Genomic DNA, 25,173 nt, shown 5'->3' with positions numbered 1-25,173 from the left:
TCCTAATGATGTTAAGAATACCACTAGCCTTTTAAGGAGCCCGCAGTCATTTGCATAAAGGATTTGTTAGCAAAAATATAAGCAATAAGGATTGGGAGAATGGATAGGCACGCCCCCGCCATCATAAAGTGTGTCTGTGAAGCAGCGGCAATACCGTACTTTAGATTGGCTAGTCCGACGGTCAAAGTCTGCAGATCGGGTTTACTGAGCGTAAACACAAACGGAATCAGGTATTCGTTCCACGCTCCCCGGAAAGCGAACAGTGCACACACACCGAGGCCGGGCGTAAGCAGCGGAATAATGATTCTCCAGAATGTTCTGCCCGGAGAACACCCATCGATGCGTGCAGCCTCATCAAGTTCTTTAGGAATCCCGTTCATGAAGCTAAGCAGGATAAAGAATGCCGAAGCATGGGTGCTGATCAAAATCAGAACCACGCCCCACAGCGTATTATGCAGATGAAGTTTAATCATCAGATCAAATTGTGGTCGAAGAACGACAGCTCCGATCGCTACAAACATAGTAAATGCCTGAATACTGACGTATAGTTTCTTGCCGATAAAGTCCATTCTGTTCACGACATAGGCTGCCATGGACGAAACAATTAATGTTCCTATGGTTGACGCGACGGCAACAAAGACACTATTTAGTGTGTATGTTGAAAAATTCGCCTGTTTCCAAGCTTCAATATAGTTGGAGAAGTGCCAAATTTCAGGAAGTAATGTCGCTCCGGCAGTAAGCTCTGCATTCGTTTTAAATGAACCGAGCAGAGTGATCATTATAGGAAAGAGTGTTAGAAATGCGACAATTAGCAGAAACGCCCACAGTACGGTGTTCCATGCGACTTTCATGAACGTTCCTCCTTATTCGTTATGACTCATCCGTTTAGATCCATAAAAGTAAAGTATCGTGATGATGCCGACAATAACAGCCGTGACAAAAGCTACTGCGCTACCATAGCCAAATTCTTGAATTTGTGTAGATGCCGTGGAACCTGCAGGTGGGAAAAACAATTTATATACATATAAGAACATGACATTGGTTTTTCCAATTGGTCCGCCATCGGTCATCACCATAATACTCTCATAACCCTTTAGTGCATTAATAATAGCTAGCATAATTATCATCTGCATGACAGGGCCCAGCATTGGAATGGTAATGTAGCGAAATTGTTGGAATTTGTTAGCACCATCTAGTGAAGAACTCTCGTACACATCTTCCGGTATATTTTGAAGGCCTGCTAAAAACAAAAGCATATAGTTACCTACCGCCCCCCATACAGCAACGAGGATGATTGTCAGCATGGCATAATCAACGCCCAACCAATCGATGGCACTGCCGATCAATTTATATTTCATAAGGAACTGATTGAGGATGCCATTATACGAGTTAAAAATGGTGAAAAACACGACCGCCATAACCGCTGTACTTATGATCGTAGGCATAAATATAACGGCTCTTAGCAGATTTCTTCCTTTGATTTTCCAATTCAGGATGACGGCCAATATGAGAGCGAGCGGTATCGATAGCAGGAGCTTGCCTCCAGCATAAATAAACGTGTTGGCAACTGAATCCCAGAACTGATAATCCGTCATAACACGTTCTAGATTTGCCAGTCCTACAAATCGTGCACTTCCAAACCCTTTGTAATCGTAAAACATATATCTCATAGCCCACATAATCGGGTAGATCCCCAGAACAATGGTTAGAATATAGCTGGGCAAAAGAAAGCTGTATGAAAAAGCTAGATTCTTTGCTTTATTCATATCCTCTCAACTCCTTGAAATCTGTGTATGATTTAATGAAAGGATGGAGCATGCTTCACCCTATGAGACACCTTATTTTACGTATTTTCCTGCAAGTTCCGCTGGATCGAAATCCGAAATAGGTTCTGCTTTCGCTTCCCCGCTCTCGATTGCTGTATCCAAAGCGGCATTATAACGTGTATTCAAATCGTTGATAATAGAATCTAAATTGCCTCCACTTAGGAGGTACTTGACAAAGGCGTCATCGGACTTCATACCATGTACTGGAACGGTTGGATAGACTGGCCAGACACCGTCGTACTTGTTGGGTAGGAAACCCTCTATACCTTTGACCTCTGGCTTTGCTGCAACAGCGCTTACTGAAGGAACCATGGAAATTCCAAAGCCATTCTCTTGATATTGTTGAAGAACAGATTCATCATACATATACTCAAGGAACTTCCAAGCTGCTTCCTTATTTTCGGACTCTGAACTTATTGCCAGCCATTGCCCCCCTAGAAATCCAGACGCACCATTGAAATTGCCTTCAATGGAAGGTACAGGTGCTGCGGCCCATTCGATTTTGGCTGGAAATTGAGATTGGTAGACCCCCGCTTCAGCAGAAAAGGACAAGTACATCCCGATTTTCCCTTCAGCGAATTGAGCGCGTAACGGATCAATATCAAGCGACTCGACACCCGGCAACATACTTCCGTCATCCTTGATTTGCTTAAATGCTTCCATGATGGGTTTATAGCCGCTAAAGTCATAACGAGCTGTCTTAAAATCATAACCATACCCACCATAACCACTTACTTCTGCAATAACACGGGCAGATCGGCCCAAGGCACTGGAAGGACTCTTGAAATTCTGTGCGAAACCATAGGCACCGTTTGACTTACCCACTTCCGTAATTTTTTTAGCTGCCTCGACCAACTCATTCAATGTAGTGGGCGGTTTTTCAATACCTGCTTTGGCAAAAAGCTCTTTATTGTAAATCAGTCGCATCGTTGTACCATAGTTCGGCAGGCTGTAGCGTTTTCCATCGAAACTATTCAGATCCTCCATGACAGGAAATGTGTTCTTCATTTCTTCCGTGAGGAACTCGTCAATTGGAGCAAGGAACCCTTTCTTATAGAAAGTCTGTATGGTGTTTTCTTTAACACGAATGATATCCGGTGGCTCTGAAGTCTGAAAAGACATATCCAGCGCTTGATCGAAGTCATCCCCCTTGATGACCAGTTCCACTTCAACGTTATCCTTATTAGTTTCATTGAATCTATCAATTGTCTCTTTCACAAACTCGGAATCATGGCGGTCTCCAGTCCAGTAGGTGATCTTGGTCTTAGCTGATGATCCCTTTCCTTTATCTGTGGATTCAGAACTACTGCAAGCGGCAAGGCTCCCCGATAGGACGATACACAATGCAGATATAAGGAATTTCTTGTTTAATTTCATTCATATTACCTCCCTTTTTTATATACTGATTCTCTTTCTTCATCATTATAGTTTCTTGTAATCGTTTACATAATGCGGTAAACCACACAACAAGGGCAGGATTTTTTATGTAACTACATCAAAAAACTAGCCCTGCATCCGAAACTTACGGAAACAAGGCTAAACATACGAATTATGATTGCTTATGAGCAAGATCTATAGGTTGGCTGATCTTTCCCGTACTGTATAGCTTGAATTCGGATGGAGTCATATTGGTATGTTTCTTGAAAATCTCGCTAAAATAACGACGATGCTCATATCCTAATTCCCTTGCGATCTCCTGTACCTGATAATCATCGATCAGCATCTCTTTAGCCTTTTCCATTCTCTGATGGATTACGAATCGTTGAAATGAAATATTGAGCACTTTTTTGAATAAATTCGAAAAATATCCGGGACTGAGATTGAATTGCTTTGCACAATAATCAAGTGATAAATTTAAATGCAAATTGGCGCATATATAATCCTTCGCCTGATAGATCAACTTCGTTGATTCATCCGATCGTTCTTGCTCAATCCAAGAACATGCTTCAAGACAGATGTCTTTAACCGTGTCCCTTATAATCTGAAATGAAATTACACCTGTACGCTTCAAATGGTTCCATCGCTCTTCAAGTCTCTTCACCCGATCGGGCGGGAATTGTTCTAACATGACTCGACATATCTTGGATGACAATTCATAGCAAAGGTTTTCGACTTGTTGCGGTTTGGGAAGAGGATCACGCTGCAACAGATCATTGAAGATTTGCTCTAGGATAAGCCGACATTTTTCCCGATTGCCTGAGCGCAAAGCCATGAGAAACTCCTGCTCAGTTGACGCAGTATAATTAAGTAGTGTTTTCTCTTCATTGGCTATACCTGAATAACTGTTAACTCCATTTCCGTCTGAATAGAAATGGTAGGCCAGAGCACTTAAAGCTTGCTCATAGGAATCCGGTAATTCATCGATAGAAGTGACACAACTGCCAATACCGATAGAGATGGTAGAGTTCGTGAACTGATAAATATTCAACCTGCATGCCTCAGAAATTTGCTCTGCTATTCTCATATCTTCACAATTAATCAAGCAGATAAATCGATTTAATGCTTCGCTAAAAACAACACCACCACTTATGAAAGATGCAATGGTTTCCTCCAAAATATTTCGAAGGCTGAACCTGATCAATTCGACTTCCCGTGCGGGTTGTGCTTTATATTTGTCCATGAAACGGTCCAGCTCTACTATAAAGAGGTTGAAATTTTGAGGGGCAAGTTGAATACGGAGTGTTTGCCATTTCTGAAAAGCAGTGATAGCATTCGTCTTGTGATGAACTAGCAATGACAAATACTCCTGCTGCAATACCGGCAAACTTTTCCTTACCTGTTGCTCCATCTCAATCGCCTTACTCTGGCCCTGCCGTTCTTCTTCGAATGAAGCCTTTGCTTTCAACACAACCTGAACGATCTCATCTATAGAGAAAGGTTTCTTTACAAAATCAAATGCACCTAATCGAATCGCTTGTCTCGTAAATGAGAAATCGGTATACGCGCTGAGAATGACAATTTTCGTAGAGGGGGCGCTTACGAGAATTTCCTGCGTCATGGCTAGCCCATCCTTTTTAGGCATCCGAATGTCTGTAAGAACAATATCAGGTTTGGTTTCTTTCACCAATCGAATACCGTCCTCACCATCTAGGGCCGTACCAACCACTTCAATATGATGTTCTTCCCAAGGCGGCTTCTGAGAAATCATATCGACTACACTTCGAATATCATCAATAATACATAATTTAATCCGTTGGGGTTCATTTATCATGATTCAACTTCTCCTTCTCTAATCGGAATCCAAATGTCTGTTCTAGATCCTTTGCCAGGAATGCTGCAGAGCTCAATTCGCGCCTCTTCTCCATAAAACAGGTTGAGCCGATTCACGATATTGTTCAGAGCATAACCCTTCTTGGAGACGGGAGGCTGCAACATCGCTTGACTTACCATAGCCGCATCCATGCCCGAACCATTATCCTCAATAATCAGATGAACCAAATTGTTTTGCCTGTCCACCTGTATATGAATCTGACCTCCGAAAGTAATGTCCTTAAAGCCGTGTTGAATGCTATTTTCCACAATTGGCTGCAAGAGAATCTTTGGCAAAAGGCAGTTCAGCACAGATTCATCCAGTACAGTAACTTCAAAATCAAACAGCCCTTCATAGCATTTTTGTTGGATTAAACAATACTGCTCTGCGTGCAGCAGCTCATCCTCCAGAGTATTCCAATCTTTCCCTCCGCTCAGGCCAAGTTGGAACATCTGGGACAAGGATAGAATCATCTCATTGACTTCCTCATTTTCCCCCAGAACGGATTTGCAATAGATCGTATTAAGAGTGTTATACAAAAAGTGTGGCTCCATTTGCGCGGTTAAAGCTCGCATTTCTGCCTTACGTTTTCCGGATTCGCTCAACCTTACATCATCGATGAGTCGGTTGATTTCATCCAACATGCGGTTGAATTGAAACCCAACCTGAGCAACTTCGTCGGAGGAACGGCTCGCAAAGCGAACATTCAAGTGGTTATTTTCTACCTCATGCATTAGTCGTTGAAGTTTGTATAGAGGATTTAGCAACAGCGCCGTCAGTTTATTGGATAAAAGGCTAGTGAACAACAAGAAAAAAATCATAAAATAAAGGGTGGTACGCTTAACTCCGTTCATTTGTTCAAGTAGTACATCCTTCTGTTGAATACCAAACAGGCTCCAGTCTTTGACTACTGTTGATCTTGTGTAATTAACCAAGTAATCGGTTTCATCGAACTCATGAAAGAAAGAACCCTGATTACTCTCAGATACATTGTATAAGAACGGTTTATCTTTCATTAGATTATGGTTAGATGACCATGAAGTCCGGATGACTTCCTCACCTTTGGAATCGATTACAAAATAATCGCTATCATCATTTGAAGAATGTTTGTTAACCAGCCCAATTAATCCACTCTCATTTACATTCACGACAATAAATACATTTGTATTAGGGACATTTTCTTGAGTTCCCTTGGTAACAAATGAAATTGAACGCTTGTTCCCAGTAAAAAACTTATCCGTATGCCCTTTTATCCACTTTCCACCATAATTTTCAATCATATCGAAATACATACTGGATTCATAAAAGGACTGTATCTGAGAGCGTCTTTGTGAAATGGGATAAAAATCTCCAATAGGTGTAGCAATTAGTATACTTTCGATTAGAGGTTCGTTGAAATAGACCTGTGAAAACACATATTGGAGTTCGGACAAATGCACATAGTAATTAGAGATATCGTTACTCTGTACATCCAGCATCATATCCTTGAAGGCATAGCTGAAGGTCAATGAACGTATGGAGTTGGAGATCCCCGTTAGTTTATCGTCCAAGATCTGGGCCGTTTTATTTATGGTTTCTTGACTAGTCTCAAATGCGTTCTTTTGGAGCTCCTTGGATGCAATCCAATAAGTTGTCATGCCCACTGCTCCGATTGCAAGCGTTATCATGGTAATGATGGATAAGCGAATTCTCTGTTTGAAAGAGCTGTTGTAAATCAAATGATTAAATTTGTCAGTAAAAAGATATGTCCACAGTCGTCTCATAAATTCCATATCAACCTCTCTTGAAAATAAAAGAAGTCTTACCGAGATTAAACGAATCTATTTCCGAATCATTTTAGTCATTTTACATTAAAATATCAATTTAGCAATAGATTGTTCATATATTTGTACAACGGAAAAGGGACAATACCAAGTATTGTCCCTTTTCCAATCATATTTCAGGGTGGTGACTTTTCTTTGTCTGCGAAATAAATCTATTGCTCCCACCCTCACATATAAAGTCGTGCGGCTTTATCGCTTCTGTATTGGTATCCATATCTCGCTTCTGTACTGCAAAGAAGTGGTATCCTTGTGCTCATTCCACAGGATTTCCGGTCCCTCGCTCAGCTCATAATCCGAAGAAGGAAACCATTCGGAATAGATTCTTCCCCATACATCCTGAAGCGTACCCGGAAAAGGACCAATGGAAGTGAACACTGCCCACATCGAGGCAGGCACTTCCAGCTTTGACAAACCCTCAGGAGCCTCTTGGGTCGTGGCTGCACCAATATAATGGTCTAGATCCCCCTTTTCCTCCATCCGTTCCTCACTAAAATGAGCCGAAGCACTGATTATCCCAAGTGGCTGAACATTGGATAAGCCCTTAATCGTCTCAATTAATTCCGGCGTAAGACGTTGATACATCGCAGCAATGTCCGGGTTCACCCCGTTGAACACGATGGACACCCTTTTACTGATGCCCACAATCCGAAAGGCTTCTTTGTCTTCAATACGGTAGTTCATTTCGCTTCCTCCTTGAATGGTCAATTGAAATGTCATTCGAGGGAAGGCTTTGAGTGATGGACCATGATTTTTCGCTTCGGAGGGTGTAACCCCATGCATGCTTTGAAAAGCCCTAGCAAAAGAATCCGGAGAAGTATACCCAAATTTGAGCGCAACATCAATGACTTTAGTGTCATTCCGGCTTAGTTCCAAAGCTGCCAGCGTCAAGCGCCGACGTCGGATATACTCTGACAAGGTAATGCCGCTAAGAAAGGAAAACATACGTGTAAAATGGTATTCCGAGCAGCAGGCGATTCGTGCTACCTCTTTCATATCCACGGAATCCATTAGATTCTCCTCAATGTAGCTCAAGCCCTCATTCAGTCGTGCTAGTGTATTCATGATCTTTCCCTCCCTCGTTGATCCAAGCATATCAAATCCTTTCTTCTCACATCCGACATTCCCTGCACCATTCTGTAGGCATCGCTATTTCATAGGGGTTCGAGTCCTACCGCTTTTTTTAAAAAAAATAGTAATATAGCAAGAAGTAAACCTATGCATACAGCGGCAAAACCCAGCCAATGCCTCACAAGTTAAGAAATTACCGATTTCAAACTCAAACTCCTCCTCTTTTCCATCAATTTCTTTCCACAAAACAACCTGCGGACCTTGGGACGATTGGCGAATTTTTTTGTTACTAACTGATTAAATTGATGAAAGAGAATCCTCAATCTGTACTTTAATGCCAGAGAGGATGCCACTTATCGTGGCACCCTCTCGGTATTCATTAATATGTCCCACCCGTAAGGTTAACGAAATAGCGGGCGAAATCCATTAGATACATGACTGATCGATAAACGGAAACTGGCATCATGTAAGCCTGTCACAACACCACTATTCTTCAGAAGTTGTCGGTTCACCTGGCGCCTCATTTGCAAGCAACTCCGCACCATCGGAGTGCCGTTCGAACATAACTGCGTCAACTCTCGTATAGATCATATCCGCAGGAAGCGTTGGCGGGTCTACCGTTGTAGGCGTAACCCTGGTTAACCGAACATACTCGCTACCGTCACCCGTAAAGTCGAACGTTCCGAGATTAACCCAACCCGATGAGCCGACCGTTGCATCGATATAGGTGATCTCGGTGCCCGTCTTATGCTTCACTTCCACTTTGACATTATTATCATTTCCCGTCGTATGGACGAGCTTGTAGATCGAGACCGTATATTTCCCCTCTGGAAACTGGCCTTTCCACGTTGCGGATGATCCTTGAACTGTTGAGTAACGGGATTTAACCCCAATTTTGTATCCGGCTAAATTACTTTGGCTCCAAGACCCTTCTGTCGTGTATAACCCAGTTGTATTTGTACTGTCGACGATAACCGTTAGGTCCTTGATCGTGATGTTCAAAGGCGGTGTGGTTAAGGTCACTCCGTCAATCGTGACAGTAGCCCATACCTCTATGTGATCCGTGTTCCCATCGAGATTAAGAAGGGTCAACAAGCCACTGCTATCCACTTCGGCCAGATCCGTACGATCAACGAAATACTGCACATTGGCCTGTGTTAGATCACCGATCAAACCGTTATCCAAATAGCCGGTTACGCTCAGCTGTGCGGTTTGAGTCATCTGCAACTCGTTCCGATCAGACAGGATTACAGCAGACTCCAATTGCGGTATCTGGTTCGCGTCCACCCACATGATCGCATCGGCAACGACCCTGGACTTGTTGGCCTTATTGGTTAGTTCCACGTACCCGCTATCGCCTGCAGCAAAAGGATAATCCCCTAGGTGCACCCAAGTACCATTCGCTGCTGTCTCATCAACAGTAACGGTCTCGGAGCCTCCGCTGTAATACACGGTAAATGAGGCATTCGTTGTCCAATTTTCACTTGCAGCGGTGATTTGCGGAATCTTGTAATATACACTGTAAGTGACACTTTCCGGCAGTTCAGGCCGCCATCTCATTTTGCTTGTCGCTGTGCCAGCCGTAGATTTGGCATACACATAGTTATCATAGTAATAGTTGTCAGCCGTCGTATCCCTTATCCAGACACCCTCTGTCTCCGCCTCCGTATTATCCACAATGATGGATGAACTCTCCTGCCCATCGGGTTGGACTGGAGTTTCCGTAACCTGATCAGGCAGATAGAGTGTCCGCTTGCGGGTCTGTTTCCCCTCCGATTCCACATAATACGTGAAGGTTTCGGATAAATCATTCACCCGTATCGACCATTCCATGGGGTATATCGTATCTGGGACGGTCGTATACGTAGCCCCGCCATCCAAGGAATAATGGATTGTCGCTGGTTTTGTCGTTTTTGCCTGCACATAAGCATCGTAGACCGTTTCGTCGGGCTTAACCATCAGCATGCCTTTAACCGCATCAATTGGACTGTGGGTATCAAAGAAATAGCTTGCATCCGATGTATCAGCCGTTCTAACCTGATGCAGTGGCACGTCAATGTTAAGTCCTTCTACAATGATAGCGGTGATGCCCTTGCCTGAAACCGTGGCTTGAATGATTCCGCCACTCATAACTGCTTGCTCTGGTGTACCATTGTCGCGGATGATCGTTACGGTATAATCCTGTGTTGGGTTGAATCCAATGATTTGTTCATTCAATTCGATCGGAGTCTGAACTTCTTCTGACGATGCATTGCTTAGCCCGATGTAGAATTTATCACCGCTCTCACCCGTTATCCAATTCAATTGAGGGTGGTTGGTCTTAATAATCCCCTTTGGCATCCAAAGCCAAACGTCGGAATTACCATAAAATTGACCAGGTTTATTCCCATAGAGGTGATATTTGAACCATAAAAAATTCGTTTCAAATACGGAAGGAAATGTAATACTTCCATTCGATTTTAATGATTGTTCGCTGATCAAATAATCCATCGTTTGCCCAAGCTGCCCCGGAATATGGTGGTAATAGATGGATGTAGCCCCACTGGGGCCTTCCAGAGGAAAATCCGATTCAAGTTGACTAACGGCGAAACCCTTATAGTAATAACCTGGATAACTGGAATATCGACCAATAACCGCATTATGAGCAATATCCTGCAGCAGTTTATCCCCTGTATAGAGCGACAATCTCAGCATGAATGGAGCTTCCTGAGCATTCATTCGATAATAGCCGGTTGTACTTCCTGCTTCAAAAGTCAATCCGCTCGGAGAAACAAGCCAAGTATCCGCTTGAACACCTCCAGCTATATCTTCTGGAAGCTTGAGCCTAGGATATTGAAATTTACCACTTTCCGGCCAATGGAACGACTCCGCGTAATTATACGTCTCAGGCTGAGGAATCGTAACGTTACCTTCAGGAACTGGACGAGCAACGAACATCGTTGCATACCGTTTGGCTTCCTTATAAGCGGCATTCAAGTATTTGGGATCCTGAGTTTCCTCATATAGCTCCAAGATCTCCATCCACAGCTTACTATAATAATAAATGAACTCATTTTTACTCACATCCACGGATGCAGGCGTATCGATATATTGCAAGATATAACTATCGGCTGCATCCTTGGCACCCTGCAAATACTGTGCCTCTCCTGTCATACGATACATCATCAGGGGTTGAATGACAGGCCCCCGGTCTTTCTGGTCAGGATCACGCATGAGGTACTCTTCCTGTGCCAGCGCCCCAATTCCTGCCGAAGTACCCATCATCTGATTGACAGCGGCTACACTTGAAACATCGAACGGCAGAGTAGCCATTTTCCATAAGGAAGGCACACCGTATACTTTCTTCTGCGTCGGCGACCAACCGATACCATTTCGCGATACGCCATACTGGACGGACGGCAATGCTCTCGTATCATAAAGTTGGTCATCCCCAGTCAGATAGTAAGCCCCCAAAAGAACTGCATTCGAGCTTGTTCGGACGCTATCCTCGTTTTCGATATCAATAAATCCCTTGGCACGGCTCCACCATCCGCTGGGTGACGGGACATAATTAACAGAGTCATCCCCTTGCGGCTCGATCTTAAGCAAATCGATCATATTGAACATCGCGTCAGTAAGCGACTGATCTGACACATTTTCGCGGTATGCTGAATAATCATATTCATTGCGAAGAATATCCGAGTAGGACTCATACAGATTGCTTTTTTGAGCGACTAGCCCCATATGAAATTGATATGTGCTTTCTGCGGTCATTTGCGAATAAGTCCCTAATTGAGGCGCATACAGGATTGGCTGCACGCTGCCTTCGTTGTTGACCAGGCTCATGCCAAGCCGTTGTTTCGTAACGCCTCCCGTCGGTTCAAATTCAACCGGAAGTTCTGCCGAAGGTACAAATACACCATACGTCAATGGATTTCCCGAACCATCATTTTTCTCAACTAGGCTCATCGGAGCGCTCAGCTCTCTCAAGCTTGTTGATTCCACCGTACCTACCATTTTGGCATGAGCCCTGAATCCATTTAACACTTCATTGATGCCCGAGACTGCCTCTGTTGTGAAGGACTGATATCCAATCACATAATTGCCGTCGCGGCGAGGCGTAAAGGCGAAAGAAACATCTGGTTTATCCCCTGCCATGGACCAGTTCACTTCAAAATCGTAATCACTGCCATGCGTAGAATCGGTTAATACCGCCGTCTGGCCGTCGGGAAAATGGACCCCGTCGAATGTAATCCAGCGTTTGTTCATCGTATCGTAGTAATTGGTTCGGCTGCCGGCATTCCCATCCAATAAAACCCACTGCTCCTCAAGTCTTTCCGATACATTATTGATTGGCGTCCAGTTTCCCGTGTCCGTGTTCTTGTAGAACATGTCACGAACGATGGATTTACCTCCATCCCATTCGGCCTCATAGAAGGTCGCCTTATAGTTAGCATTTTCGATGCTGCCTTTCTCCGTGTAACTGAGATTCGCTAAGGTGCGGCTCCGCAGCGGGGGCAACGGTGGTGCTTGCTGCCGGATATTCCCTTCGAACTTGACTGCATCGGCCCTAGTAATAATTGTACCCGTCGTAGGTTGCGTTCGAGTCAGCCTGACAAATTCGCTATCATTACCACTAAACTCATACTCCCCCAGATCCACCCATCCAACCGATGGACCTGACGAAGGTCTTAGATCCATAAACTTGACATCCGTTATCCCGTTATGAACAATCTCAATCTTCACATTACTATCTGCTTTATCCGCCCAATCCAGCTTATAGAACGATATTCGCGCCGTCCCTGCTTCCAAGCGCGGATTCCATGTGATAGTTCTATTTACGGCATCCGTATATTTGGAACTGGAATTATTGTATCCCTTTACTCCTGCGCTCGTGGTCCAATAAGGAGCTGAGAACCCGTTATTGACGTTGCCCGAATCAACAGTGACGACATTATCAATCGTAAGGCTTCCATCATCTATGATGATCGTCTTATGTGGCTCTTTCTGCCTTATATTTCCTTCGAACTTGACCGCATCAGCGCGCGTAAGGATCGTGTTCGTGGTGCCGGTAGACCGGGTCAATTTAACGAATTCTTCACCAACCCCGGAAAAATAGTATTCTCCCAAATCAACCCAACCAGCTGGAGCGCCAGATGAGGGTCTTAGATCCATAAAGACTACATCCGTCGTTCCATTATGAACAATTTCAATTTTTACATTGCTATCAGCCTTATCCGCCCAATCCAGCTTATAGAACGATATTTTCGCCGTTCCTGCTTCCAAGCGTGGATTCCATGTTATCGTTCTGCCTGCTGTACTCGTATATTGGGTGCTGGAAAGATCATACCCCTTCACCCCTGTGCTTGTGGTCCAATTTGGAGCCGAATATCCATTGTTCTCGTTACCCGCATCAGGTGTCACAACATCATTAATCTTAATGCTCCCGTCATCGATGATAATGGTCTGATAAGGTAAGGTCTCCGCATAAGCGGCCCTTATTCCGATCAGGCTGGAAGGAACTACTATCGTCAACATGAAAACGATGAAGAAAAAAAGCTTCCTTTTGACCATACAACTCACAGCCTCTCCTATTAATGATAACGCTTCCAAAAAAAAGATTACCCTTGCTTAAATGATCGTAAAAAAGCAATTAACCTAGTCTTTTGGCTAATCCCGCTCTGTCGTTTCTATCTTAGCATGTCACATCACCGTGAAATTTCTTTCATTTTAAGAATTTCTTATAAGATTTTAAGTAAAAAAAGAAACCTACATCCTAATTGAGCGCTCATTGCAGTCAGATAGAATATAGGTCTTCCAAGTAGACTAATCAATTATAATGGCGGCTGCACCAATAGCAACTTCCCAAGCTGAATGACCGTTTGATCATACCAAGCCGGATGCTGCCGAACATGTTCCATACTTCGTTCATTGCCGACCGCCTCAAACATGGCCGCTTTGTCTGTCTTCTCGTGATCAATTTCGAAGCGAACCGTATGTTTCCCATTTGGTAGCTCCGGTAAGAAAACATATTGATTTCGATTATGATCGTTATATGATGTGAATCGATCGATAAGAAAGGGTTCCCCCCCATCCACCGTTACCTTCAATCTGCCGGAATCCGGCCCCCCAATATCGAATAATCCGATGTGGGTTCCCTCAAACTCCACTGTGATCGTCTCTCCGGGATCGACTGCTCGCCATAGACCGGGGAACAACCAATCATACTCGCGCACTAAAGCAAAATCATCAGGGGTCATGTAAGACCACCCCGCGGAAAAATGAGTAAGACGATCCAGTGGCAGCATGGTTGCATACTCCCAAGGGTTGTCCGGGACCAATGGGTCCTGCGGCAAGTGATGTTCGACTTTTCCTACGTGATCTCGAAGCTCTCTGATTTTCTCAAACGACCGGGTGATTGTATCTGTGTAAATCTGATGTCCTTCGGGAATCGTTGGGTGAATCGAATCATGTGTAAAAATAACAGCTCCGGGAATAGACACGTCTGCTCTTAAGGTGAAAATGAGCTTTCCATCCAAAACCAATTGACTGACTGCTACGCCCAGATGAATCGAAGGAATGCCGTAATAGTCGGCGACTTCCTCTTGCATACGAGCGCCCTTCTGGTATTGGCCGGATTGAAATGAGGTCAAATCCCGTTCCTTAACCGTATACACAAACAGAATATCGGTAAACCGGTTCCGCTTGCGAATCTGTCGGACGATGCCTTCGATCCGTGCTTTGGATTCGGGAACTCCCCCATCGTTTCCAACAAATTCAACAAATACGAGATCAGGCTGATGACGCAGTACATCTGTCTCCAAACGGGCGCAGCCGAGGTCCGATCCTGTCCCATCAATGCCTGCGTTCACAGAACGGATATCTGCATGGGGATATTGCCCTCGCAGCCAATCCGCGGTCATGACCCTGTATCCTTTAGAACGTGTATTACTGCCGCCAAAATAGACAATTGTTACTGTTTCCCCATTTTCCAACTTTTGAATGACATTAGGCAGCCCTCTTCGAGGGAAAAATTCCTTCATCGTGACTTCACCCGCCCTCACTTAGCGTTTTTAGGAGCAAAAAATTTGACAGCAAACACTTCATAATAAGGCGAACCATACGTTGCACAGAAATCAAACCGGATTCGGGTTACACCTTGTGCATTCACCTGATGTTTGTTCAACGAAAGATAATTCCCACGGATATTCATTTCACTCTCGGTTCCGTCTTCTAAGGTTAAGATCACATCATAATCTTGAATCAACGGCTCGATCGGATCGTCGAAATGCTCCAAATTCAGCTGCGAATTGAAAACAAGATGGATTTCATCCAGATTCTTGGGGCTTGCAAAACCAAATTCCAACCACTCCTGTCCTTCCGAACGTTCAGAAATCCAGCCGTTCGGCAGACCATAAGGTCTGGAGAAGCCGTTGATGACATTCGCGGGATTATACATATCCTGGGATGGCATCAGATCCTTGAAGCAAATGCTTCTGTTGAATTTCTTCAGTCTGGATGGCTCTTCCGGTCTATAATAGAAGCTCACCGCTCCTGTCATTTTTTCTTCATTACCATATACGCCAAGGCTCGCCGTACCTTCCAATACGATGTAGATTTTGTCGTCAGCTGGCTTCTTACAGCTGAGGTCCAGTGTAATCCAGTCATCGTGCCCCGCTGAAATCACCAAGTTGTATCCTTTCAGCTCGCTGGCAGGAATATAGTTTTCCTTCCGTTCCCCGCCAAATAGCTTCACTTGCAACGTTTCCGAATGCTCGGATCTATTTTTAATTTTGATCCGCACACTTTCAGCCACGGATGTCTGAATCGGCAAGACCAAACATAACGTTTTCTCCAAGGAGATCTCTTCGGTTGGATGAAGATGTTCATAGCTTCGCTGAGACGAGGCACGAATCGTTAATCCATCAGCAAAATAAGGATCCAACTGCTCTTGAAGCCCTACAATCGTTTGCCCGTCTCGTAGCAGCTGCGTCTGAAGCTCATCCATATGGGCTTTGACGATGTCCGCGGGGTCTGTGTCATATTTTACGCATAACGCAGCAGCTGTTCCTACCGCCTGCCCCATACAACCACAGGTCGCCATCACCCTTGTAGATCCAAAAGCTACATGGGTAGCGCTTATATTGCGACCAGCGAACATGAGATTGGGAATATTGCGTGAAAATAAGCTGCGGAAAGGGATATTATACAATCCCGGCACGAAATTCCACGCTGTAGCCGGCCCCTCATCGTAGATGCCTTTATTCGCATGCAGATCCATATACCAGCCTCCGACGGATACAGCATCTTCGAAATGAGTCTTCTCTGTAAGATCGTTCTGAGACAGCATGTGTTCCCCGATAAAACGTCTTGACTCCCGCTTTCCCGGAATCGGGCATACATAATCCAAGATGAGATTGTCTACATCATCAAACTCACCGCTATTTTTGATATAATCCCAGATCCCGTACACCAATTTCCGCAGTTCCAATGCGATGTCTTCATTATTCTTGATAATATCCATATGTCCGCCGTATTCCAGCCACCACAATCCACCAAGTCCATTGATTTTCCTTGGAAAAGACCGATGGTTTAACCCTTTTCGGATACTATCGAAAAACTCCAGCTTCGTGATATCATACGCAAAGCCAGGCCTTTTGTAAGGAACGGAATAGTTTACGTCACGGGCTTGAAACAGAATCGTATCGCCCATCGTGTAATGATCCGCCACTTCTGGAGCAAGCTCCTCCTTGTATTCATGCTTCGCCTCTCTTCCCCATCGGAAGTCAGCACCTGCTTGGTATCCAACAATTCCATCACCGGAGCAATCGATATAGGTTGGGCTTTCAAAACGAAATTTTCTTTCGGAAGCTAATTGAAGGCCCTCCACCCATTGAATTCTGCCGTTCTCGATGCCCGTTTCATGTACACATGTATTCAGAAACAGAGAAATGTTAGGCTCATCATAAACCATGTCGAGCAAGACCGTATCCGAAAGCGAAAGCATAAGCTTCTTGTTGTATAACGGATTATAATGAAAGATCTTCAGCTTGAGTTCTTCTACCAACCCGCCCTCACGGGCATAATAGGATGGACTATTTCCGAGATATGCCGACCCGTTGATATGAACTCTGACCTCGCTGCTCGCATTTCCCCCAAGCACCGGCCGATCATTAATAAGTGAAACCTGCTGACCTTGGCGTGCAGCTGCAATGGCAGCACATATCCCTGCAATACCTCCACCTACGACGGTTACATCTGCTTTCATAAGCTCCATTTTGATAACCTCCATGATTAGATGCTCCTATCATGGTAATGGTTTTGGCCTCTTTTTTTTTACAGGATTTCACGAAAAAATCATACATTTTTTGTATCCTTATTTGGATTCGTACCGTGTCATTTTTATCCGATATTGCTTAGGTGTATCACCCGTATATTCTTTAAACAGTTTGCAAAAGTAACCTTCATTGACGATGCCTACTTCCTCACACAATTCCAATAAAGAATAATCCCGGACGTTTAACAACTCGAGAGCGAGATGGATTTTTTTACGGTTGATGTAGCTGATCACGCCTTCGCTCATTGTTTTTTTGAATAAGCTGCTAAAATACGATGGCGCTAGATTCACTTCCTCCGCAATTGCCTCCAACGTTAAGCGTTGTTTCAGGTTTTTCTCGATAAAATGCATAGCACTCATGATTTCTGCACGATGTAATAGTTGGCCCGCGTGTACGTATTCGAATGTAAAGTCACCAATATAAGCGAGCTGCTCCTGAAAAGCCATAAATTCCATGGGGAAGTCTGGGACTTCCGTGGCCATCTTGTTCCCTGATTTAAACTTTACGGTAATGTCTCTGTACAAGTCTCTAATCATTGGCGCCATGATGGACTTGTGGATTTTATGGTCCGAAGCAAATTGCGACAGATCGGCAAGTGCATTCTCCAGCTCTTCCTTGGAAATCTTCCTTTTCAGCCGTATAAGAAAATCAGCCAGTTTCTGCTGAAAATCTGCTTTTTTGTCATTATGGTATTGGAACCGATGCATCGGTGTTTTTACCACTTTCTCGGTATGATAATAGAAATCCTCACTCACATTTTTAGCTTCCGTGTACGCCTGTTTGATCGACTCCCAGCCTCGGTGTGGACCTCCAAAAGCGACAGATACCCTTTGATTCAAATATTGATGCAAATGAGAGACGATCTGTCCACCCAAGGATAGGCAAGCATATTCCGTTTCCATATCACTGCGGTTATTTTCCCAGGATAGAAAGCCAATAAAACGATTATCGGACAGATCCGCAGCTACCCCACTACCACCATTCATTACCGTTTCTTCGATGATATTTGTAATCGCATATTTCAAGATGTTTTGATCTGCGGCAGCGTATTCGTTTCGGAAACTTTCATACGTATTCATCTCAACGATGAAGCAGCAATAGTTCGCTTGAAAGAAATGAAACTGCATGCGATTAGCAAAATCCGATGCCCGATGAGAAGGAATTTCGCCTCTAATAAGTTCGTTGAAAAATTGCTTGCGCACTCTATATTTATTTTCAAGCACGGATACATTTAACGATTGAAATTCCGCTTCTTTTTTCTTAAACTCATTTAAAATTCCGGCTGCTTTATCCAAAGCTCGATTCAAATCGGCTTCCCTCAATGGAACCTTTACAATGTACTCCAATACGTTGGCTTGAATAGCTCGCTGGGCGTATTCAAAGGATGAATAGGCGGTCAAAAGTATGTATTGGGTATGGGGGAGCTCCGCCTTGAGCTGCTCAATCATGGAGATTCCGTCCATTCGCGGCATAACGATATCGGATATGACGATGTCCGGCTTAAGTTTTATGATCTCCTCGATCCCATTCTGCCCATTATTCGCTTTGCCCACTAGAACAAATCGCTTATCCCTATGAGAGAGTTCATTAAAAAACAATTCCAATCTTTGAATGATCAGGTCTTCATCGTCAACAATGAAGCAGGTATAGTCTCTCACCATTATGCATCTCCTTTTTGCAATTCTGCCGGGAATACAGCGCGTACACGGGTTATTTCCTTAGGTATGCTAATGATTTGCAGTCCGAATTGATCTCCGTAGTGAAGTCTTATTCGGCCATGAATATTATTTAGCCCGATTCTTTTCCTTTTTAGTTCCATTTCACTCGGTTCTGAGGTTAAAATATGCTTTATTTTATCAGCTGGAATTCCCTCGCCTTGATCAACAACTTCTATAATGACGATACCGTCCTCCCTGTACGCATGAATCGTAATAGGCCCCTCAATTCCCCCTCCGTTATAACCATGGAAGATGCTATTCTCCACAAGAGGCTGCAGCAGCATTCGAAAAACAGGAAAATCCATTAACCCTGCTTCGATATTTTCAATCAAGTGGAAGTTTCGGTTATACCGAATGTTCTGGATCTCAATATAGTCCGCTACATTACGTAGTTCCTGACTTAAGGAAACCTTCTCTGAAGCATCGTCTATCCCGTATTCCAATAATGAAATAAGCGATCCGATGACTACATCTACTTTCTCTATTTGTCCGAGACGTATAACGTTGCTGATCGAACCAAGTGTGTTATACAGAAAATGAGGGTTAATTTGAGACTGTAGCACCTGGATTTCCAACTTCCGCTCAAGTTCATTATGAAGTTCCGCTCGCCGAATCAGTTCCACAATTTGCTGCAGCATACGATCGAATGCTCGTGAAAGATCTCCAAACTCATCGTTTCGATTAACCGTAATTGTCGTTGTGAGTAAGCCTTGCTCCACTTGCTTCATTTTTGTTTTGAGTGTATAGAGTGGTTTCCTTATATATTTGGCAACCAAGAAAGAAATGATCAAACTTAAGAGAAGACCTGCAGCTAGAAGCTCAATATAATAGGTTTCCAATCTGGACAAAGCTGCTTTCAAGCGTGATTCATCATTGATTGAGATGATAGTCCAGTTGAATTTCTCCGTCGGTTTTTTTAGAAGGGAGACCGGAATGCCATCCATGGTATGCAGTTGAAGATTTGTTTCTGTCGTATCCAGAATTTGTTCCGCTGACGTTTCCCCGATTGAAAACGTATGATCTTGAATATTCAGTAGTCCTTTATTTTCAGAAAATCCGGCAATGATTTTACCTGACGCTGTGATCAGAGCCAGATTCATTTGTTCTTGTTTATTAATCTTGAACAAGGTTTCTTCAATGGCATTTAGATCCAAGTCAACCGCAATGGCCATTGGAAACGGAGCACCGTTCAGATATCGAACCATCGTAACGGTCCAGCCAGAATACTTCGATTTGTATGGTTCACTAACAAAGGTAGTCCTTCTGTTCTTATCAGCCGCATCAAACAAAGGTTCTCTTTCAGATAGAGGTTCATCGAATATTCGAGTAGCTGTACTTCCGCCTAGAATGGATAAATCGCTTTTGATCAAATAAATATTACTGACGTAACTACTATTGAGTTCATACAGTTCTCTTAATTGCTTTTTAATCACTTCCGCATTGTCAATATTGGCTTTCACTGATGTTTCGACTGAGAAGAGAATCGTCTGGAAGGAAGAAAAATTAACAGTGAAGTACTGGTCTACCTTGTCAAGGATTTGGTTGGTGTAAAAAATGTCATTGGTTCTTATTTCCTTTTGGACATAGCGATAAGACAATTGGCTTATCAAGATGATGCACCCTAACACAAACGCAAACACGAGAAAAAATAATTTTAAAGGCAAGCTGATTCTTCTTCGCATCCATCATCTTCCTTTTAATTCTATAGTAAACTAAGAATAGCATATGCTAATAAAGAGAGGGGCTACGAATAGCCACTCTCTTCGTTTATTCATTTTACTTGATAAGGCCAGCCTCTTTAAATTGTTTGATTGCTGTTTCCTTATATTTCTGCATGTCAAACTTGGTATCCAACGTTTGGAGGAAATTGTCCCAGTTGGAAAGAGGCTCTTTGCCTGTCATAAATTTAACTAAACTTTCATTAATGAAACGTGTGCGGTCAGCATCCAAGGTATCGCTTGGGTCTGGGGTCAATAAATTCCCGGGCAACGTTGGCCCCACATATTGCTGATTGTCCTTGAAAGCCTCCGCCGTCTTCGGATTCTGGAAGCTGAAGTACTCCGCATCATCACCACGACGTGGCATTCTATAATGATCGACCCACAGGTACTTCTCTTTCATTTCCTTCGATAACTCGGAGGTTTTATTTTTGATCTTGCCGTCCACCACATCCCAATGAATACCTTTAATTCCGTATGCAAAGTTCGGATAAGCTTCTTCGTCTGTAAAGAGATAATTCAGCATGGACAAGATCCGAATGATTTTGTCCTTATCCGCTTTCGCGGAAATGGCCCATGAATTGCCTTGAAATGATTTTCTCTCTACAATTTGATCCCCGTAAGGACCTTTCATCGGAGGAATGACAATCCATTCCGGCACCTCGCCACTAATTTCTTTCATTTTCTGTTGATAATCCGGCTCCAGTCTGCGAGCATCTCTAATCATGAAGCCAACTTTACCCTTAAACATCTTTTGGTCCAACAAATCAGGCGAATTCATCGTCACCCAGTCTGGGTCAACCACCTTGGCGGCCATCATTTTATTAATATAAGCAAGCGCTTCTTTCATTTTAGGATCGATAAACAGAAATACCGGTTCATTATCTTTTATCTCAACGGCCGAAGGAGGATTGACACCAAACATCCACATCAAGCTATCGAAGCCGTAGGTTTGCAGATTACCTTCTTTATTCATACCGCCGATGAATCCGTACGTATCATTTTTACCATTCCCGTCCGGATCTTTTTCTGTAAAGGCTTTCATAACTTCGAACAACTCATCCGGTGTCGTTGGTACCTCCATATTCAGCTTTTTCAGCCAATCATTGCGGATGAAGAAGCTTCGACTGATACCGTTAACATTATCATAGCCTGGAACTCCAATCGTTTTTCCTTGATAGGACATTGCATCCCATGAGTCGTTGCCAAACCGTTTCTTTAATTCAGGGAATTGATCCAGATACGGTGTCAAATCTGCAAGAACGCCTTGGTCGTAATATTGCGCGAGATCTGCCCGACTCTTCAAGAAGATCAAATCTGGAATATCTCCGCCTGCAATGAGTGTATTCAGTTTGGTTGTTGCTTGCCCAGCTTGAGGAATCATCATATCCAAGTCGATGTTCATCTCTTTTTCCAACATTTGACGTTGAACATCTTCATCGCGTGGAGGTACTGGAGCAGCAGCGTTGAAAGTGCCTTGGTTAAACATTGAGATTTTCATTTTGGTTGCAAACTGGCCAGACTGCCCTTGCGAATTACTCGAAGCTGTCGATGTAACTTCTTCATTTCCCCCACATCCTGACAGTAGCGTACCCAATCCTAAGATTGCCGACAGAATAGCAAATGAAATCTTCTTACGCTGCATATTGACCTCTCCTTTGATTGTATATTATCACGGTTTCACCGTAATAAGTTAGGTTGGAACACCTTTTAACCTTTAACGGATCCCAAGAGCACACCTTTGGTAAAATGTTTTTGTAAAAATGGGTAAACGATTAAAATCGGAACCGTAGTCACAACAACGGTAGCCATCTGCACAGCGAACGTACTTACAGCTCCGGAATTGGCGAGCGACTCAGCGCTTTGTGTTGCAACGTTGAGCAGGATGTTGCGCAAGACTACTTGAAGCGGCATGAAGTTGGAATCATTGATATAAACAATAGCATCAAAATAACTGTTCCAATGCCCCACTGCGTAAAATAAAGAAATGGTGGAAATGACGGGCAAAGACAGTGGTAAAATGATCCGCCATAACGATTGAAGTTCACTTGCACCGTCAACCCTCGCTGATTCCTCGATTTCACCAGGCAATTGCTCGAAAAAGCCTTTAATGATAACCAGGTTAAATGCACTAATGAGATTTGGAATAATCAATACCCACGGACTGTTTAGCAACCCCAGAGAGCGAATTAGTAGATAAGTCGGAATTAACCCTCCACTAAACATCATGGTAAACACAATGAATAGTAAAAACGGACTGCGTCCCGGCAAATATTTTTTGGATAACGGATAAGCTGCTAAGACCGTAAAAAGCACATTCAGCATCGTACCTACAATCGTTCGAAACAACGTAATTTTATACGCCTGCCAGATCCCATGAGAGATAAATACTTCTTTATAGGCCAGAAAGGTAAAAGATTCTGGTATAATCACAATCCCTCTTCTTAACACTTCCGATTCTGGCGTCACGGAGACAGCAATTACATACAGAAAGGGTAGTAAGCAAAGTAGCGATAAAAAAATAAGAATCACATAAACGACGGATTGCCAAACTTTTTCCCCGATTGTCAAATTGATCATATTAAAAACCACCTCACCAAATTTGCCCATCGAATTTTTTGGCGAGCTTATTTGCTGCCAAAACTAAACCAAATCCAATGACAGCTTTAAACAATCCTACAGCAGTAGCCAAGCCGATTTTAAGACGCTCCAACCCTTCACGGTATACCCATGTGTCGATAATGTCGATCTTCTCCTGGTTAAAGGTGTTGGCAAACATGAATATCTGGTCAAAGCCAGCATCCAGAATATGGCTTAATTTAAGGATCAGCATCAGAATAATGACTCCTCGAATGCCAGGTAACGTGATATGCCAGAGCTGTCTCCATTTGGAAGCGCCATCCATTCGAGCCGCTTCATATAAGCTTGGATCAATACCTGCTAATGCGGCGAGGTACAAAATAGCTCCCCATCCAATGTCCTTCCATATTTCAGATGCGATGACCAACAGTCTTCCCCAAGCAGGCTCCGTTAGAAATGAAATGGGCTGAAAACCACTTTCCTTCAAAATCATATTAAAAAGGCCATCGCCTGGGGCTAATAATGCTACCATCAATCCATACACAATGACCCAAGACAGAAAGTGGGGTAAATAAGTAATGGTTTGTACGATTTTCTTAAACCATTGGGTATGAACTTCATTGAGCAGTAAAGCAAGTAAGATGGGAGCGGAGAAACCGAACAATAGCTTATACAACGATATAACAATCGTATTTTTCATGATGTCCCAGAAATAAACGCCGTTCATAAAATCCGTAAAATTTTTGAATCCAACCCATGGGCTATCCCATACTCCCAAAGCCAGGTTGTAGTTTTTAAAAGCAATCAATATTCCCGCCATAGGAATGTATTTGAATACGGCAAAGTAAATTAAGGCTGGTAATAAGAGAGCATACATCACTTTATATTTTTGGATCGTCCTTATCCATGACTTCCGCTTTTTGGAGAGGGGAATGGCGTCCGCTGCCAATTTCACTTGCATATCATCACCTCGTCTTTGTTTGTATTTGTATATTAGCACCCCCCTATCGGATAAATTTCTGAAATTTCAAGAATTTCTTATAAGATATTAAGGAAGTGTATCTTGGATCGTTCCAACAGCTCATCCCGGAAAGTGGGACAAGAACTTGTATCGCTAAAAAAAAAGCCGCTAAATAGCGACTTTCAAGGGGACTATGTTCTGGTCTCTCAACAAGTGTTTGGAACACAGCGAATCTTAACCAACAATAACATTGTTTTTTCAACTGTTGACTTAAAAAAAACATGCTGTTAATATTAGTTTCACAGTCTAACAGTTAGACAATGAAACTAATATGATAAAGGAGCAATTAACTATGGATATGGATAGAAAGCAATTAGAGCAACATATTGATCTGTACACTCAGAGAGCAATATCAATTTCTATTAGTATGCAATCTATTCAAAAGAATATTTCAAAAGATAGCAGTGTTACTCCAGACCAGTTTAATTTATTGAATGTCATTAATACGACTGATCATTGCACAGCCAGTTTTTTAGCTAAAGCACTTAATGTCAAAAAAAGTTCTATTACTGCTATCGTGAATCGATTAACGGATAAAGAATTAATTAAACGTGAGTACAATGAAAAAGATAAACGAGTGGTCTGGCTTGAATTAACAGAAAAAGGAGAGCACATTGTGTTGGAGGAGAGACAGAAAATTCTGGCTGTATTGATGCCTTTAGGAAACAAACTCACTGTTAAAGAGCTGGAGGAATTAAACCAATATTTATCAGTGATTGATACACAATTAAATAACATAAAGAAGGATATGGTTAAAAATGAAATCTAGTATGAGGTTATACGGAGTTATTGTAGGGTTAATTACGATCTTATTGTCTTGGTCACAGTCATTTTTTATCAATTATCTTATCC

15 protein-coding genes are annotated in these 25,173 nt (G+C 43.1%); 1 reads left to right on the top strand and 14 read right to left on the bottom strand.

Features of this window, described 5'->3' with window-relative positions:
- Nucleotides 1-23: 23 nt before the first annotated feature.
- The 14 genes from HP548_RS04840 to HP548_RS04775 form a co-directional block, all read right to left on the bottom strand.
- Entirely contained in the window at nucleotides 24-851 is an 828-nt protein-coding gene (locus HP548_RS04840) for a carbohydrate ABC transporter permease (RefSeq protein ID WP_076291349.1), read from the bottom strand.
- A 12-nt stretch (nucleotides 852-863) separates the two neighbouring features.
- Nucleotides 864-1,766, bottom strand: a complete 903-nt coding sequence (locus tag HP548_RS04835) for a carbohydrate ABC transporter permease (protein ID WP_175381068.1) — start codon at nucleotides 1,764-1,766, stop codon at nucleotides 864-866.
- A 72-nt stretch (nucleotides 1,767-1,838) separates the two neighbouring features.
- The gene (locus HP548_RS04830) at nucleotides 1,839-3,203 is read right to left on the bottom strand and encodes an ABC transporter substrate-binding protein (RefSeq protein WP_175381067.1); all 1,365 of its coding nucleotides are present in this window, start codon (nucleotides 3,201-3,203) and stop codon (nucleotides 1,839-1,841) included.
- Between the two features lie 172 nt (nucleotides 3,204-3,375).
- Complete coding sequence (locus HP548_RS04825) at nucleotides 3,376-5,037, bottom strand: response regulator (RefSeq protein WP_175381066.1); 1,662 nt, start codon at nucleotides 5,035-5,037, stop codon at nucleotides 3,376-3,378.
- Complete coding sequence (locus HP548_RS04820) at nucleotides 5,034-6,713, bottom strand: sensor histidine kinase (RefSeq protein ID WP_246317936.1); 1,680 nt, start codon at nucleotides 6,711-6,713, stop codon at nucleotides 5,034-5,036. Before HP548_RS04820 ends, HP548_RS04825 begins: the two co-directional genes overlap by 4 nt.
- Before the next feature lie 375 nt (nucleotides 6,714-7,088).
- Nucleotides 7,089-7,961: an AraC family transcriptional regulator gene (locus HP548_RS04815; protein ID WP_175381065.1), complete on the bottom strand. Its 873-nt coding sequence runs from the start codon at nucleotides 7,959-7,961 to the stop codon at nucleotides 7,089-7,091.
- Between the two features lie 492 nt (nucleotides 7,962-8,453).
- Nucleotides 8,454-13,484: a golvesin C-terminal-like domain-containing protein gene (locus HP548_RS04810; RefSeq protein WP_175381064.1), complete on the bottom strand. Its 5,031-nt coding sequence runs from the start codon at nucleotides 13,482-13,484 to the stop codon at nucleotides 8,454-8,456.
- A 296-nt stretch (nucleotides 13,485-13,780) separates the two neighbouring features.
- Complete coding sequence (locus HP548_RS04805; RefSeq protein ID WP_175381063.1) at nucleotides 13,781-14,989, bottom strand: SGNH/GDSL hydrolase family protein; 1,209 nt, start codon at nucleotides 14,987-14,989, stop codon at nucleotides 13,781-13,783.
- Nucleotides 14,990-15,006: 17 nt separating this feature from the next.
- Nucleotides 15,007-17,238: an FAD-dependent oxidoreductase gene (locus tag HP548_RS04800; RefSeq protein ID WP_175381062.1), complete on the bottom strand. Its 2,232-nt coding sequence runs from the start codon at nucleotides 17,236-17,238 to the stop codon at nucleotides 15,007-15,009.
- Nucleotides 17,239-17,322: 84 nt separating this feature from the next.
- Nucleotides 17,323-18,945 carry a response regulator gene (locus HP548_RS04795; protein ID WP_175381061.1) on the bottom strand — a complete coding sequence of 541 codons (1,623 nt, stop codon included), beginning with the start codon at nucleotides 18,943-18,945 and terminating at the stop codon, nucleotides 17,323-17,325.
- Nucleotides 18,945-20,612: a sensor histidine kinase gene (locus tag HP548_RS04790; RefSeq protein ID WP_246317935.1), complete on the bottom strand. Its 1,668-nt coding sequence runs from the start codon at nucleotides 20,610-20,612 to the stop codon at nucleotides 18,945-18,947. Before HP548_RS04790 ends, HP548_RS04795 begins: the two co-directional genes overlap by 1 nt.
- A 166-nt stretch (nucleotides 20,613-20,778) precedes the next feature.
- Nucleotides 20,779-22,365, bottom strand: a complete 1,587-nt coding sequence (locus tag HP548_RS04785) for an extracellular solute-binding protein (protein ID WP_099858860.1) — start codon at nucleotides 22,363-22,365, stop codon at nucleotides 20,779-20,781.
- 65 nt (nucleotides 22,366-22,430) lie between these two features.
- Nucleotides 22,431-23,300, bottom strand: coding sequence for a carbohydrate ABC transporter permease (locus HP548_RS04780; RefSeq protein WP_076291360.1), 870 nt, complete (start codon nucleotides 23,298-23,300; stop codon nucleotides 22,431-22,433).
- A 13-nt stretch (nucleotides 23,301-23,313) separates the two neighbouring features.
- Nucleotides 23,314-24,261, bottom strand: coding sequence for an ABC transporter permease (locus HP548_RS04775; protein ID WP_053781115.1), 948 nt, complete (start codon nucleotides 24,259-24,261; stop codon nucleotides 23,314-23,316).
- A 352-nt stretch (nucleotides 24,262-24,613) separates the two neighbouring features.
- Between HP548_RS04775 and HP548_RS04770 the strand changes: the two genes are divergently transcribed.
- Nucleotides 24,614-25,090 carry a MarR family winged helix-turn-helix transcriptional regulator gene (locus HP548_RS04770; RefSeq protein WP_175381059.1) on the top strand — a complete coding sequence of 159 codons (477 nt, stop codon included), beginning with the start codon at nucleotides 24,614-24,616 and terminating at the stop codon, nucleotides 25,088-25,090.
- Nucleotides 25,091-25,173 lie beyond the last annotated feature (83 nt).

Origin of the sequence: Paenibacillus taichungensis (genome assembly GCF_013359905.1) — a bacterium.
GTDB lineage: Bacteria > Bacillota > Bacilli > Paenibacillales > Paenibacillaceae > Paenibacillus > Paenibacillus taichungensis.
The sequence above is the reverse complement of the archived record's forward strand: the minus strand, read 5'-3'. Positions and strand labels throughout refer to the sequence as shown.

Coding starts and splice junctions, on each gene's coding strand:
- HP548_RS04840 (WP_076291349.1), bottom strand. CDS start 851: ATGAAAGTCGCATGGAACACCGTACTGTGGGCGTTTCTGCTAATTGTC.
- HP548_RS04835 (WP_175381068.1), bottom strand. CDS start 1,766: ATGAATAAAGCAAAGAATCTAGCTTTTTCATACAGCTTTCTTTTGCCC.
- HP548_RS04830 (WP_175381067.1), bottom strand. CDS start 3,203: ATGAAATTAAACAAGAAATTCCTTATATCTGCATTGTGTATCGTCCTA.
- HP548_RS04825 (WP_175381066.1), bottom strand. CDS start 5,037: ATGATAAATGAACCCCAACGGATTAAATTATGTATTATTGATGATATT.
- HP548_RS04820 (WP_246317936.1), bottom strand. CDS start 6,713: ATGACAACTTATTGGATTGCATCCAAGGAGCTCCAAAAGAACGCATTT.
- HP548_RS04815 (WP_175381065.1), bottom strand. CDS start 7,961: ATGAATACACTAGCACGACTGAATGAGGGCTTGAGCTACATTGAGGAG.
- HP548_RS04810 (WP_175381064.1), bottom strand. CDS start 13,484: ATGTTGACGATAGTAGTTCCTTCCAGCCTGATCGGAATAAGGGCCGCT.
- HP548_RS04805 (WP_175381063.1), bottom strand. CDS start 14,989: ATGAAGGAATTTTTCCCTCGAAGAGGGCTGCCTAATGTCATTCAAAAG.
- HP548_RS04800 (WP_175381062.1), bottom strand. CDS start 17,238: ATGGAGGTTATCAAAATGGAGCTTATGAAAGCAGATGTAACCGTCGTA.
- HP548_RS04795 (WP_175381061.1), bottom strand. CDS start 18,945: ATGGTGAGAGACTATACCTGCTTCATTGTTGACGATGAAGACCTGATC.
- HP548_RS04785 (WP_099858860.1), bottom strand. CDS start 22,365: ATGCAGCGTAAGAAGATTTCATTTGCTATTCTGTCGGCAATCTTAGGA.
- HP548_RS04780 (WP_076291360.1), bottom strand. CDS start 23,300: ATGATCAATTTGACAATCGGGGAAAAAGTTTGGCAATCCGTCGTTTAT.
- HP548_RS04775 (WP_053781115.1), bottom strand. CDS start 24,261: ATGCAAGTGAAATTGGCAGCGGACGCCATTCCCCTCTCCAAAAAGCGG.
- HP548_RS04770 (WP_175381059.1), top strand. CDS start 24,614: ATGGATATGGATAGAAAGCAATTAGAGCAACATATTGATCTGTACACT.